Raw genomic sequence first — 13,878 nt, forward strand, 5'->3', positions numbered from 1 at the left:
AAGCTCCTCGTCAGGCCGGGGTGATGGTGACAGGCAGGCTGTCGAGCCCGCGCAGCGTGTTGTTGAAGCGGCGCTTCGGCTGGCCCGTGATCTCGATCTTCGAGATGCGGCGGGCCAGCGCCGTCAGCATCACCTCGCCTTCGAGGCGGGCGACGAGTTGGCCGACACACATGTGGATGCCGGAGCCGAAGCCGACATGGCCGGAGGTGCGGCGCGTGACGTCGTAGCTGTCAGGGTTGTCCCAGCGCCTGGGATCGCGATTGGCAGCAGCAAGAAACATCAGCACCTTCTCGCCCTCGCCGATCCGCGCGCCTGACAGCTCGACCTCGCGCGTCGTGGTGCGGAAGAAGGTCTGCACGGGGCTCTCGAACCGCACCGCCTCCTCGAAGGCGCCCCGCGCCAGCGAGGGATCGCTGCGCAGGCGCTGCCACTGATCGGGGAAGCGTGCGAGACAATAGACCGCCGCGCCGATGCCATTGACGGTGGTATCGAGACCGGCCGACAGCAGCGAGCGCACCAATAGCGGCGCCTCGGTGGCCGTGATGGCGCCCTCGTCGACCTGCGCATGAATGCAGGCGCCAAAGCCGCCCGGCGCGAGGTTCTCGCGCTGGCATTGCTCGGCGACATAGGCCTGGTGCGGCATCGAACGTTCGATCGCCTCCTGGCGGAGCTGGTTGGGCGGCCCGAAGGCGTTGAATACGACGCTGGCATAGGGAATCAGATGCTCGCGGCCTTCGGCCTTCAGCCCGAGCGCATCGGGAAATATCGACAGCGGATAGGCCTCGGCCAGGTCGGTGATCGCATCAAAGCTGCGCTTCTGCAGCAGCGCATCGACCCGCTCCTCAGCCGCCGCGGCAAAACGGTCCCGCACCTGCTTCATCACCGTCGGCGACAGAACCTTCGACAGCACCGCGCGGGTGCGGGTGTGCGCGGGGGGATCGGCCTCCAGGATCAGGCTTGGCGGCCGCCAGGGCGTCTCCTTCCTGAAGTCTGACAGGCCGACGCCGCGGCTGGAGCAGAAGGTGGCAGGATCGTTCAGCACGGCATGGACCTCGGCATAGCGCGCCACACCGTAGACCTTCCATTTATCGAGATAGACCACCGGCCCCGCCTCCCGCAGCAGCTCATGGGTGGGATAGGGGTCGGCGAAAAACTTCATGTCGAAGGGGTCGACGTCGAGATGCGGGACGCCTGATACGGCGGAGCCGGGTGCGCTCATTGAAGTCCTCCCTCATTTTAATCTTGTGAAAGGGCGGCGCATGCCCTTAGGTCTTTCGGCACGCCGCGAGTCAGTACCGATATGCCGCCGTCCTCGACCAGAGCCCGCCAGAAGCCCGCGCCCACGGATGCTGGGCCGACGCTCGACCTCGAGCGTTACGTGCCGGCGTTCATCACCTTCATCGCCAACAAGCTCTCGAACAGCGCGACCGCATTCTACCAGAAGCAGTTCGGCGTCAACGTCACGGAATGGCGGATCATGTCGCTGCTGGCGATCGAGCCCGGCATTCCCGCCTCGCGCATCTGCCACGTCATCGGCTTCGACAAGGGTCCGGTGAGCCGGACGCTGGCGGGCCTCGATAAGCGCGGGCTGATCTCGATCCGCACCGACCCCAATGACGGCCGCACCCATTCGATCTCCCTGACCGCGAGGGGCCGCGCCACCCATGACAAGGTGATCGTGGCAGCGTTCGAGCGTGAGCGGCGCCTGTTGTCCTGCCTGAGCAAGGACGAGCGCGAGGTGCTGATCGACCTGCTTCGCCGGCTGCACGAGAATCTCGGCGCGGTGACGGACGGCAGCTACACCTGACGCGCCGCGCCGCGCGCGATTCGCACCGCCACTGTCAGCCATACGCCCGCGTTTGCCCGCGGCACCTCTCCTGCCAAGCATTGTTTCCTCCGAGAGCGGCCGCGGCAGTTCTTCCACCGTCGACCTTCACCAGAACGGTTCGCACAAATTAGTTGCTTAGGCAACAAAATATATCGTGACAGGTTGGCTGCCGTAGTTGGGGGCCCTTCATTCCCTCTCCCCGTTCTTACGGGGAGAGGGTGGGGCGGGGGATAGTCCCTCTTGGCACGAGGCCGTCGACCATTCTCCGTCATTGCGAGCGCCGCGAAGCAATCCAGAGTCTTTCCACGGTGGGATTCTGGATTGCTTCGCTGCGCTCGCAATGACGGGTGGACTGAGCGTGGCCTTACTCCGACTAGATCTACCAGCGGCTACAGCCCGATCCACTCCCCCGACGCATCGTCGTTCAGTCGGGCCACCGCCTCAGCGCGCCGCGTCAGCACGGCGCGCTGGTTGATGTAGCCCTTGTCGGTGATCTCGCCGCCGTCGACCGATGGCGGCTCGGCGAGCAGCAACGCGCGCGTGGCGTGGCCGGAGGAGTTTGCGCTCTGCTGCTTCAGTCTTGCGAGACCCTGAGCGATCGCGCTGCGGACCTTGCCATGCGCCAGCACATCGCTCACCGCTGCCGTCTCGGGCAGGTCCGCATGAGCGCGGCAGGCCCCGATGTTCGGAAACACCAGGAAGCGCACCTCGTCGCCGCCGTGGCCCGACACGACGATGTCCTGCGCGAGCGGCGCCAGCGCGGCGATGCCGGCAACGCGTAGCGTACCGACACTGACCCAGGTGCCGGAATTGAGCTTGAAGTCCTCCGCGACGCGCCCGTCGAAGAACAGGCCGCGCTCCGGCCGTTCGCGATCGGCAAGCTTCACCGCATCGCCGATGCGATAAAACCCCTCCTCGTCGAACGCCTGCTTCGTCAGCTCGGTCGCCTTCCAATAGCCCGGCGTGACGTTGGGACCGCGCACCCGCACCTCCAGCTTGTCGGCTGACCTAACGAGCTTCAGCTCGGTGCCGGGAATCGGCACGCCGATATTGCCGGAGCGCTCGGCCAGGAAATGACAGTCGGTGGCGAGCGGCGAGGTTTCGGTCGATCCCCAGGCCGAGACCATCGGAAGCGCCCGGCCGACAGTCTCGACGGAGAGCTGCTCGAGCGCATCCCAGAGATTCTGCGGCAGCGCCGCGCCGGCATAGAACGCGAATTTGACCTCGCTGAAGAAGCGGCGACGCAGTTGCTCGTCGCCGCGCAGCGCCCCGATCAGCATGTCGAAGCCGCGCGGCACGTTGAAATAGACCGTCGGCATCACGCTTTTCAGATTGGCGAGTGAGGTCGCAAACAGGCCGGGCGCGGGCTTGCCGCCGTCGATATAGAGCGAGCCGCCATTGCGCAGCACGAGGTTGAAATTGTGATTGGCGCCGAACGTATGGCTCCAGGGGAGCCAGTCAAGGATGACGAGGTCGCGGCTGCGCTCGAGAAATGTCCAGGTCTGCGCCTTGGCCTGCTGGCTCGAGGTCAGCATGCGCTGGGTGTTGATGACGGCCTTGGGCGTGCCGGTCGAGCCCGACGTGAACAGGAATTTTGCAATCGTATCAGGCGTGATCGCAGCGAAGGCCTTTGCGACTTCCGGACTCTCCGGCGTTGCCGCAACAGTGCGGAAGGCCAGCGCATCGGCGTCATCCGCATTGCCGCTGATGATAGGCGCCCGGTGCAGCGGCTTGATCGCAGCGAGCGCTGCCGCAAACGGCTTGGTCGCGGAGACATAGATTGCGCCGGGCTCCAGCAGCGCGATCATGCTCTTGAGCTTGTCGAAATCTTTCGACATCAGCGAGTAGGCCGGGGAGATCGCCGCCGAGGGCGCGCCGACATGCTGGGCGGCAAGCGCGAGCAGTGCGTGGTCGATGCTGTTGTCGGAGAGGATCGCGAGCGGGCGCTCCGCGCTGAGGCCTTGCGCGAGGATCCACGACGCCGTCCCGCGCACCCGCCGCAGCGCCTGCGCGTAGGTGACGGTGGTCCATGGCGCATCAACATTGCCGCGTTCAGCGAGGAAGATCGTGTCGGGCGTTTGCCGCGCCCATTGCTCCAGCCAGTCGCCGATGCACCGCGCGCTTTCGCGCAGAGGCTCGGGCGAACGCAGCACGATGGTGCCGTCCGCGCGATGCTCCGCGACCGTGTTGGGCGCTGCGAACAGGTTCGAAGCTTCACCGCGAGCGGCGCTTGTCATGGTTCCCTCCTCCCCCGTATCAGCGGTCGGCCGCAGCCTCGTTCCGGACTGCTTTGGCCATAATGTCGGGCATGACAATTGTTGTCGTCAACAACAATCTTTCGCTGTGGCTGTCGAGACGCTATGGTTCCGCGGCAGGAGACACAACGTGACAGCCAACGCAGCCCTGACGTCCCCGCGTCAACGATCCGGCAACGGCGCAGTGCGACGCAATGACGACGACGAAATCGGCCTCGACGCACTGGTCGGCCACGCCGGCTATGCGGTGCGGCGCTTCCAGCTCTGGATTTTCCAGGACTTCATCAAGACGCTCGGCGATGTCGACATCCGGCCAACGCAATATTCGGTGCTGACGGTGGTGGGCGCCAATCCGGGCCTGTCGCAGATGGCGGTGGCAAAGCGCCTTGGCATCGAGCGCGCCCGTCTGGTGCACCTGCTCGACAGCCTCGAACAGCGCAAGCTGGTGAAGCGCATCAAGTCGAAGGAGGACCGGCGCTCCCACGCGCTGCACCTCACCACGCAGGGCGCCACCGCGCTGGCGAAGTTCAAGCGGCTGGCGGCCGAGCACGAGCGAAATGTCGAGGCCAAGATCGGCAAGGAGAACCGGGAGCGGCTGCTTCGCATCCTTGCGGGCTTCACCTGATCCAATCCGCCCAATCTTTATGCAGATGCCCGGAACAGGGCGCTGGCACGACCACCTGCCGTGGCGCCGAAATATCCCCCAACTCACTGATCCCACGATAATATCCGGCGCACGTGCCCTGCCCGGATTCTGTACACAATGGCACATCGCTTGCTTCCGTCCGGGTGAAGCATGTTGCCGGAGTTTGGATGCCATGGGGGCCGAGCCTGAAACGATCGCCGCGATTGTGGCCGCACATCGCGCGGGCACGCTGACCCCCGCCGAGACGATCGCGCGGACCTATCAGCGCATCCGCGACCACAACGATCCCGCCGTCTTCATCAGCCTGCGCGAGGAGAAGGACGCGATCGCGCAAGCGGAAAAGCTCGCCACGCAGAATGCGGCCAACCTGCCGCTCTATGGCGTTCCGGTCGCGGTGAAGGACAATATCGACGCGCTGGGCTTTCCGACCACGGCGGCCTGCCCGGCTTTCTCCTACACGCCGACGCATGATTCGACCGCGGTGGAGCGCCTGCGCGCCGGGGGCGCCATCATCATCGGCAAGACCAATCTCGACCAGTTCGCAACCGGCCTCGTCGGCGTGCGCTCGCCCTACGGCATCCCCCGCAACGCGACCCGGGAGGACCTCATTCCCGGCGGATCGAGCTCGGGATCGGCAACCGCCGTCGGCGCCGGCCTCGTCCCGCTGTCACTCGGCACCGACACCGCAGGCAGCGGCCGCGTGCCGGCGATGCTCAACAACATCGTCGGGCTGAAGCCGAGCCTCGGCATGATCTCGACCGCGGGCCTCGTGCCGGCCTGCCGCACGCTCGACTGCATCTCGGTGTTCGCCTTGACGGTGGACGACGCCGCGCTCGCGCTGTCGGTGATGGCCGGACCGGACCAGGCCGATCCGTTTTCGCGCGACCGGCCGCTTGGCGCACTTACGCCGTTCCCCGCGAATTTGCGCCTCGGCGTGCCGCGCAATGGACAGCTGATCTTCTTCGGCGACAAGAAGGCGGAAGCGGCTTACGGCGATGCACTGAAGCGCTGGACCGCGCTTGGCGCAACGCTGGTCGAGTTCGACCTCGAGCCGTTCTACGAGACGGCGCGACTGCTGTATGAAGGTCCCTGGGTCGCCGAGCGCTATCTCGTGATCAAGAACCTGCTCGCCTCGGCACCTGACTCAATCCATCCGGTCACGCGCGAGATCACCGCCGCCGGCGCGCGGCTCACCGCCGCGGAAACCTTCTCGGCGCTCTATCGCCTGCAGGGCCTGCGCAAGATCGCCGAGCGCACGTTTGCGAACATCGACGCGCTGGTGCTGCCGACCGCCCCGACCGCCTACACGACCGCGCAGGTGCTCGCCAATCCGATCGAGCTCAACAGCCGGCTCGGCACCTACACCAATTTCGTCAACCTGCTCGACCTCTGCGGCCTCGCGGTCCCGGCAGCGATGCGCAGCGACGGCATTCCGTTCGGCATCACGCTGCTCGCGCCGGCAGGACGCGATGCGCTGCTCGCGAGCATCGGGCGCGTGTTCCATGCGGATACGAAGCTGACCGTCGGCGCGAAAGACGTGGCGCAAACACCGCTCGCGCCGCTGCCTGCGACCGGCGGCGACGAGATTCCGATCGCAGTGGTCGGCGCTCATCTCTCCGGCATGACGTTGAACGGCGAGTTGAAGGCGCTGAGCGGCAAGCTGGTCGAGGCGACAAGGACTGCGCCGGACTACAAGCTCTATGCGCTTCAGACCACGCCGCCGAAGCCGGGCATGCTGCGCGTCGAGGCCGGCAAGGGCGCTGCGATCGAGCTGGAGATCTGGTCGCTCTCGGCGGCTGCGTTCGGCAAGTTTGTGAATGCGATACCGGCGCCGATGGCGATCGGCACGATCAGACTCGCCGATGGGCGCAGCGTGAAGGGTTTCCTCGTCGAGCCGGAAGTGCTGGGCGAAGCCCGCGACATCACGAGCTACGGCGGCTGGCGGAAGTTCATGGCGGAAGCAGCGACGGCGTAGACGTCGACCGCGCTCTCACGCCGATTTGCGCCAGGCGGCTTCGTTCTTCTTCTCGTAGTCCTCGAACGCCTTGATGAGGCCGGCCAGCACTTCGGCCGAGGTCTCGAACATCGCCGCGAGTTGCGGCTCGTCGACCTTGCGGATGTCTTCGCGCAGATGCGTTACCGTCTCCTGGAGACGCTGTTTCATCTTCCGGGTGTGATGCCGCGGATCTTTCTCGGAGGATGCCATGATGTTTCTCCTCATCGATCGATGAGAGAAAACGATCGGGGCAAAGCCGGGTTCCCGGCAGCAGTCACCGCTGCTTCACCTCGCAGTGAACGCGCGAAGGTCAACCGGGAACTCAAACCGACACTGCGTAGATCTCGTACTCCCCGCGCACCAGTTCGATGTGCGCGCGCATCGCAGCCGCAGCGCCCTGCTTGTCGCCGCGCATGATGGCGACGACGACGCGGTCGTGCTCGGCCTGCGATTTGGCGAGGCGGCCGAGGTTGCGGAACTGGGCGCGGCGGAACGGCTGCACCCGCACGCGCGTGGCCAGCGTGATCTCGGCGATGTAGCCGTTCTGGGAGCCCGCATAGATCGTGTTGTGGAAGCGCTCGTTGACCTCGTGGAAGCGCTCGGGATTGCCGGCGTAGCTCAAGAGCCGCAGCTCTTCGTGGACGGCCTCGAGCGCATGCCGCTCGGCAGGGGACATGCGCTCGGCGGCAAGGCCGGCGCACAGCGCCTCGAGCTCGGCCATCGCCTCGAACATGCTCTTCAGCCGCTCGATCGACGGCTGCGCCACCACTGCGCCGCGATGGGGCCGCGCCTCGACCAGGCCGCTCGCCACCAGCTGGCGCAGCGCCTCGCGTACCGGCGTGCGCGACACGCTGAAGCGCCGCGCGATGTCGGTCTCGTCCAGCGGTGAGCCCGGGGCCAGGGTCCCACGCACGATCTCGTCGGCAAGCTGAAGACGCAGCTCCTCGGCGCGCGTGACCTTCAGCACCGACGGCAGTGCCCGGTCGACGCGGGGCACCACCGGCTCGGCCGGCAGTGTCCCGGGCGGAAGATCGTCAAGCGTCATTCGATCAGGTCTCTTTCGGCTCGTCGATGATGCTGACATGAGCGGCGACGACGCGCCAGCCCTCCGGGAAACGTATCCACGTCTGCATCTGCCGGCCGACCTTGCCGGGCGCCGTGTCGCGATAGAACAAGGTGGATGCCACCGCCGTGTCGCGGCCATAGCTGGTAATTACGGTTTTCGCGGTCCGGCGATTCAGTCCGACCGGCGAACGGCCGGCGCGGAAGCCGGAGATCGCCTCGTAGCCATAGAGGTTCTCGCCGATGCCGTAGCGCAGCGTGCGGGGATCGTTGCGGAACAATTCGCCGAGCACGGCGACGTCATTGCTGACCAGGGCCTGCTCATAGCGCTCGAACGCGGCTTTGACTTCCGCGATCGTCTCGGGGAGATCGATCTCCATTTCAGAATCCTCTTGGTGCGGGCGCGGATACGACGCCCATCTGTTCCAGGGCGTACGCGACACGCAACGCAATATCCTCGCGCCAGGGCGCGGCGATGATCTGTACGCCGATCGGCAACGGCTCGAGCGGCACCGGGACGGCGACGACGGGCAGGCCGATGAAGGAGATCGGCTGGGTGTGAATGCCGATATTGGCGCGCACCGGCAACTCGACGCCGTCGAGGCTGAAATTGACCTGGCCGAGTTTTGGCGCGGTGCAGGGCGTTGCGGGTGCGAGCAGCACGTCGACCGATTTGAAGATCTCCGCGAGCTGCGCGCGATACCAGCGGCGGAATTTTTGCGCGCGATCAACCATCGGCGCAGGAACCATGGCGCCCGCGATCAGCCGGTCGCGCACGGCAGGATCGAAATCGTTCGGGCGCTTGCGCAGGCGATCGAGATGCAGCGATGCGCCTTCGGTGGTGGTGATGACGTAAGCCGCCGCGCGGGCGCGCGAGGCTTCGGGGATGTCGACGATTCGCGTTGCGCCCAGCGCCTTGGCAACGCGGCCGACGGCTTCGACCGCTTCCGGAAACACGTTCGTCTGGAAGTGGCCGCCGGCGATCGCGATGCGCAAATCCGAGATTGGATTTGCGATCAACGGCAGCGTCGGCTCCAACCCGCGCGTGGTGCAGGCGCCATCATCCGCGTCCGGACCCTGCATCGCGTCATAGGCGAGCGCGAGATCGGTGACGGAGCGCGCGAACGGCCCGAGATGATCGAGGCTCGCCACGAACGGGAACGAGCGGGCACGAGAGAGCCGGCCATAGGTCGGTTTCAAACCGAAGATGCCGCAGAACGAGGACGGCACGCGGATCGAACCGTTGGTGTCGGAGCCCAGCGCGATCGGCACCAGCGCGCCGCCGACGGCGCTGCCCGAGCCACCGGAGGAGCCACCGCTCATCCGGGTGGTGTCATGCGGATTGCGCGAGGGACCGTCATGGATGTTCTCGCCGGTGAAGTCGTAGGCGTATTCGCCCATGTTGAGCGCACCGACGAGGACGGCGCCGGCCGCCTCCATCCGCTCGATCAAGGTGGCGTCGCGCCTGGCGGGCGCGAGGTCGCGGTTGATCTTCGAGCCGGCGCGCGTGGCAAGGCCCGCGACGTCGAACAGGTTCTTCACCGCGAAGGGCACGCCGGCGAGCGGGCCGACGGTCTTGCCCGCCGCGACGTCCGCGTCGATCGCGCGCGCTTTCGCACGGGCGCGCTCGGCGGTCACGTCGGTGAAGGCATTGAGGATGCCGTCGTGCTGCTTGATGCGTGCAAGAGCGGCTTCGGTGGCATCGAGCGCGCACAATTTGCCGCCGGCCACCGCTTTGGCGATGTCGGCCGCATTCATCTCTGGCTTGGCGGTCATGGCAGCATCAGGCGGTGAAGATCGGCGCCGGCTCGGTCTCGTCCGGCAGTTCGAATTCGTCGACCAGGCGGGCGAGCCGCAGCGACACTTCGAGGTTGGCGCGGATCGCGGGCCTGAAGGCCTCCTCGACCGGCAGCGCCAGCGCTTTCGATACGGCGTCGATATAGTCGTCCAGCGGCTCGGCCATCACGCTCCCAAACAATCAATTCTCAGTGGACCGGCAACGGCGGATGCGGGATCGCCGTCAGCAGCTCCTTGGTGTAGTCGTCCTGGGGATCGCTGAGGACCTGCTCGGAAGAGCCTTCCTCGACGATCCGCCCCGTCCGCATCACAATGACACGATCGCACAACAAGCGCACTACATTCAAATCATGCGAGACGAACAGATAGCTCATACCTAGCCGCGCCTTGAGATCCTGCAGCAGGTTGAGGACCACGGCCTGCACCGAGACGTCCAGCGCCGCGGTCGGCTCGTCCAGGATGACCAGCTTCGGATGCAGGGCAATGGCGCGGGCGATGCCGACGCGGGCTTTCTGGCCGCCGGACAATTGGTGCGGGAAGCGGTCGAGCAGATTGTGCGGCAGCCCGACCATGGTAGCCAGCTCCTCGCAGCGGGCGCGCAGCGCGTCGCGCCCCTTGATGTCCCCCAATTGCATGATCGGGTCGGCGATGGCGCGCGCCGCGGTGAAGCGCGGGTTGAGGCTGTCGGTCGGATCCTGGAACACCATCTGGATGCGGCTGCGCTGCGGCAGCCGGGCAAATGATGCCGGCTGGATGGCGCCGATGTCCTCGCCGTCGAACTCGATCAGGCCGGAGGTCTGGTCCAAGAGGCGCATCACCATCATGGACGTGGTCGATTTGCCGCAGCCGGATTCGCCGACGAGGCCGACGCTCTCGCCATGGCCGATCGAGAAGCTGATGCCGTCGACGGCGCGGAACACATCCGGCTCGACCGGCGGCTTGCGGCTGAACAGCTTGCCGAGCACGGCCGTGGCGCCCTGGCGGGGGTACTCTTTCACGAGCTTTTCGATCCGGAGGAGGGGCTGGTCGCTTGCGCTGGTCTGCTCCCTCTCCCCGTCCTTCACGGGGCCGCGACGAGCTTCGCTCGCGCTGAGAGGGTCGTGGTGAGGGGCCGCCTCCGCGAACTCGGCTCGTGGCGCGTCCCCCTCACCCGCCGCGCGTTGCGCGTCGGCCTCTCCCCGCACGCGGGGAGAGGCGAAGACAGCGGCGTCCTCTTCAGGCAGCAAGTCTCTCAACGACACGCCGAGCCGCGGCGTCGCGCGCATCAGCTTCTTGGTGTAGGGGTGCTGCGGGCTCGCGAAGATGTCCGCGGCTTTCGCGGTCTCGACCACGCGGCCCTTCTCCATCACGACCACGCGGTCGCAATAGGCAGCGGCGAGGCCGAGATCGTGCGTGATCAGGATGGTCGACATCGCGCGGCGTTTCGTGAGTTCGACGATCAGATCCATCACCGCCTTCTGCGTGGTGACGTCGAGCCCGGTGGTCGGCTCGTCCGCGATCAGGAGCTGCGGATTGCAGGCGAGCGCGAGCGCGATGACGACGCGCTGGCACATGCCGCCGGAGAGCTCGAACGGATAGGCGTGATAGCGCTCGCGCGGGCGGGCGATCTTGACCTGCTCCAGCGCCTCGATCGCCTTCTCGCCGTGATCTTTGACCTGGGCCTGCTGCACATGGGTGCGCAGCACGTCCTCGATCTGGTCGCCCACCTTCCGGATCGGGTTCAGCGCCGCACGCGGGTTCTGGAAGATCATCGAGACTTCGCGGCCGCGCAGGTCGCGCATCTGGTCTTCGGTCGCCGCCTTCACGTCGACGCCGGAGAACATCACCGAGCCCTCGGCAATCTTGCCCGCGCGGTCGAGGATGCGCATCACCGCGTAGGACGTCACCGACTTGCCGGAGCCGGACTCGCCGACGATGGCCAGCGTCTCGCCCTTGGCGACGGCGATGTTGACGTGCTGCACTGCTTTCACGATGCCGCGGCGGGTGGTGAACTCGACCGTGAGATCCTGGACGTCGAGCAGGGGTTGGGCGGTCATGGGCGGCTCCCGTCGCTCAAGGCGTCGAAAACAACCCCATGCACAGTAGAATGAGGATTGGAATCATTGAGGAATTTTGCGCGTGAGGAGGGCAAAGCTGTCTCGCTCCCTCCCCCCTCGTGGAGGAGGGTCGGGGAGAGGGGTGGCCCCAAGCGAGATCGGAGTTCGTGGCTACCCCCCTCTTTGCCCCTCCCCCACAAGGGGGGAGGGAATGAGAGAGTGGCGCCCTCCTCACATGGTGGTTTGACACACTCGAATCCGGCCATCACGTCCTCCTCTGGGGGTCGACGATGTCGCGCAGGCCGTCGCCGAGGAGGTTGAAGCAGAACACGGCGATCATCAGGGCAAGGCCCGGGAACAGCGCGATCCACCATTCGCCTGAGACCATGAAGCCCGCGCCTTCGGCGACCATGATGCCCCATTCCGCGGTCGGCGGGCGGACGCCGAGGCCGATGAAGGACAGGCCCGCGGCGTTGAGGATGGCGTAGCCCATGGTCAGCGACATCTGCACGATCATGATCGGCATGATGTTCGGCAGGATGTGCACCAGCAGGATGCGGAATTCGCCGTTGCCTGAGAGACGCGCGGCCTGCACGAAGCCGGCATTGCGGCGGACATTGGCCTCGGCGCGCGCGACGCGGGCGTAGAGCGGGAAGTTCACGATCGCGGTGGCGAGGATGATGTTCTGCACGGTGTTGCCGAGGGCTGCGACGATGCCCATGGCGAGCACGAACAGCGGGAAGGCCATGATGGTGTCGGCGATGCGGCCGACAATGCGGTCGGTCCAGCCGCCGAAATAGCCCGCGGCGATGCCGGCGAGGCCGCCCATAAAAAACACCAGCACGACCGAGGCGATCGCGATGAAGAAATCGAGCCGCGTGGCCACGATGACGCGGCTGAAGATATCGCGCCCCAATTGGTCGGTGCCGAACCAGTGCGCCGCCGATGGCGGTTTCAGCGCGGCGGCGGTGTCGGAGGCGAGCGGATCGTAGGGCACCACATACGGGCCGAGCAGCGCGGCGAACACGATGATCAGGAGCAGCGCGAAGGCAAAGCCCGTGACCTTGTTCTCGCCGAGGACGTAACGGGTCTGTTCGAGCACCGCGACGAGGCCGGACGTGCGGGCGGGACCGACAGGTTCAACAGCAGGCGCAACCGAACTCATGATTTAGCCCTCCAACCTGACGCGCGGATCGATCACCCCGTACAAAATGTCGATCACGAGATTGAGCAGCACGTACATGACCGCCATGGTCAGCACGAAACCCTGTACCGGCGCGAAGTCCGATGAGATCAGCGCTTCCACCGCGTAGGAACCGATGCCGGGCCAGGCGAACACCTTCTCCACCAGCACGTTGGCGCCGAGCAGGAACGAGAACACCATGCTGAGCGTGGTGATGACCGGCAGCATCGCGTTGCGAAAGGCGTAGGTGACGATGACGGTCGCCGGCGACAGGCCGCTGGCGCGCGCGGTGCGGACGAATTCGGATGCGAGCACCGCCAGCATCGAGGCGCGCGTCATGCGCGCGATCGGGGCCAGCGAGAAGATCGCGAGCGTCGTCGCGGGCAGGATGAGCTGGCTCAGCGCCGAACGGAACGCCTCGACATCGCGCGCGATGAGCGTGTCGATCAGATAGAAGCCCGTCACCGTCGGCGGCGCGCTGTAGAACACGTCGAGGCGGCCGAGCGGCGCCGGCGACCAGCCGAGCCGGAAATAGAAGACATAGACCAGCACGAGGCCGGTGAAGAACACCGGCAGCGACACGCCGGCCGTCGTCGTGACCCGGCAGAGATGATCGATCCATGACCCCGGCCGTGTCGCGGCCAGCACGCCCAGCGGAATGGCGATCACGATGGAGACGATGAGGCCGAGCAGCGTGAGCTCGGCGGAGGCCGGCAGGCGGTTGCGGATCTCGGTCGCGACCGGCTGGCCCGTGGTCAGCGAGTTGCCGAAATCGCCGTGGGCGAGATCGTTGGCGTAGCGGAAGAACTGCTCGACCAGCGGCTTGTCGAAACCAAGCTTTTTCCGGATCTGCTCGACGGCTTCCTTCGTCGCCGCGGGGCCGGCGAAGTAGGCGGCCGGGTCACCCGGCAGGGCACGCGTCAGCAGGAAGGTGACGATGACGACGCCGATCAGCGAGGGAATCGCAAACATCAGGCGCTTGCCGATCATGGTCAGCATGGGATGAGACTCCAGGATGACGAAGCTCTGCCGATGAGAGGCGACCTAGCCCTCGCGCGCTCCGCTGCGTTCCCTC

Annotated in this window: 13 protein-coding genes; 3 read left to right on the plus strand and 10 right to left on the minus strand. The window is 66.2% G+C overall.

Translation table 11 applies throughout. The features are described 5' to 3' along the window. Window positions 1–10 precede the first annotated feature (10 nt). Window positions 11–1,219, minus strand: a complete 1,209-nt coding sequence (locus ACRQ5Q_RS39790; protein ID WP_439395239.1) for a cytochrome P450 — start codon at window positions 1,217–1,219, stop codon at window positions 11–13. Window positions 1,220–1,300: 81 nt separating this feature from the next. Between ACRQ5Q_RS39790 and ACRQ5Q_RS39795 the strand changes: the two genes are divergently transcribed. Beyond that, window positions 1,301–1,807: a MarR family winged helix-turn-helix transcriptional regulator gene (locus tag ACRQ5Q_RS39795; protein WP_439395241.1), complete on the plus strand. Its 507-nt coding sequence runs from the start codon at window positions 1,301–1,303 to the stop codon at window positions 1,805–1,807. Between the two features lie 410 nt (window positions 1,808–2,217). Here ACRQ5Q_RS39795 and ACRQ5Q_RS39800 read toward each other — a convergent pair whose 3' ends face one another. Further along, window positions 2,218–4,065 (minus strand): feruloyl-CoA synthase, encoded by a 1,848-nt coding sequence (locus tag ACRQ5Q_RS39800; protein WP_439371797.1) that lies wholly within the window; start codon window positions 4,063–4,065, stop codon window positions 2,218–2,220. Window positions 4,066–4,213: 148 nt separating this feature from the next. Here ACRQ5Q_RS39800 and ACRQ5Q_RS39805 point away from each other — a divergent pair, with 148 nt between their 5' ends. After that, a complete protein-coding gene (locus ACRQ5Q_RS39805) occupies window positions 4,214–4,708 on the plus strand; it encodes a MarR family winged helix-turn-helix transcriptional regulator (protein ID WP_439371798.1) in 495 nt (164 codons plus the stop codon). Window positions 4,709–4,901: 193 nt separating this feature from the next. After that, the gene (atzF, locus tag ACRQ5Q_RS39810; protein ID WP_439371799.1) at window positions 4,902–6,704 is read left to right on the plus strand and encodes an allophanate hydrolase; all 1,803 of its coding nucleotides are present in this window, start codon (window positions 4,902–4,904) and stop codon (window positions 6,702–6,704) included. A 15-nt stretch (window positions 6,705–6,719) separates the two neighbouring features. Here the strand turns inward: atzF and ACRQ5Q_RS39815 are convergent, their stop codons facing one another. The 8 genes from ACRQ5Q_RS39815 to ACRQ5Q_RS39850 form a co-directional block, all read right to left on the minus strand. Then, complete coding sequence (locus tag ACRQ5Q_RS39815; protein ID WP_439395243.1) at window positions 6,720–6,935, minus strand: hypothetical protein; 216 nt, start codon at window positions 6,933–6,935, stop codon at window positions 6,720–6,722. A gap of 112 nt (window positions 6,936–7,047) precedes the next feature. After that, window positions 7,048–7,770, minus strand: a complete 723-nt coding sequence (locus ACRQ5Q_RS39820) for a GntR family transcriptional regulator (RefSeq protein ID WP_439371801.1) — start codon at window positions 7,768–7,770, stop codon at window positions 7,048–7,050. 4 nt (window positions 7,771–7,774) lie between these two features. Further along, window positions 7,775–8,167, minus strand: coding sequence for an oxalurate catabolism protein HpxZ (hpxZ, locus tag ACRQ5Q_RS39825; RefSeq protein WP_439395245.1), 393 nt, complete (start codon window positions 8,165–8,167; stop codon window positions 7,775–7,777). A 1-nt stretch (window position 8,168) separates the two neighbouring features. Then, a complete protein-coding gene (locus ACRQ5Q_RS39830) occupies window positions 8,169–9,563 on the minus strand; it encodes an AtzE family amidohydrolase (protein WP_439395247.1) in 1,395 nt (464 codons plus the stop codon). Between the two features lie 7 nt (window positions 9,564–9,570). Beyond that, complete coding sequence (locus ACRQ5Q_RS39835) at window positions 9,571–9,750, minus strand: DUF4089 domain-containing protein (protein ID WP_439371804.1); 180 nt, start codon at window positions 9,748–9,750, stop codon at window positions 9,571–9,573. A gap of 22 nt (window positions 9,751–9,772) precedes the next feature. After that, window positions 9,773–11,620, minus strand: coding sequence for a dipeptide ABC transporter ATP-binding protein (locus ACRQ5Q_RS39840; RefSeq protein WP_439395249.1), 1,848 nt, complete (start codon window positions 11,618–11,620; stop codon window positions 9,773–9,775). Window positions 11,621–11,885: 265 nt separating this feature from the next. After that, window positions 11,886–12,785 carry an ABC transporter permease gene (locus ACRQ5Q_RS39845; protein ID WP_439371806.1) on the minus strand — a complete coding sequence of 300 codons (900 nt, stop codon included), beginning with the start codon at window positions 12,783–12,785 and terminating at the stop codon, window positions 11,886–11,888. Between the two features lie 3 nt (window positions 12,786–12,788). Continuing rightward, window positions 12,789–13,802: an ABC transporter permease gene (locus tag ACRQ5Q_RS39850; RefSeq protein ID WP_439371807.1), complete on the minus strand. Its 1,014-nt coding sequence runs from the start codon at window positions 13,800–13,802 to the stop codon at window positions 12,789–12,791. Between the last annotated feature and the right edge of the window lie 76 nt (window positions 13,803–13,878).

The organism is Bradyrhizobium sp. PMVTL-01 (assembly GCF_051861855.1).
GTDB lineage: Bacteria > Pseudomonadota > Alphaproteobacteria > Rhizobiales > Xanthobacteraceae > Bradyrhizobium.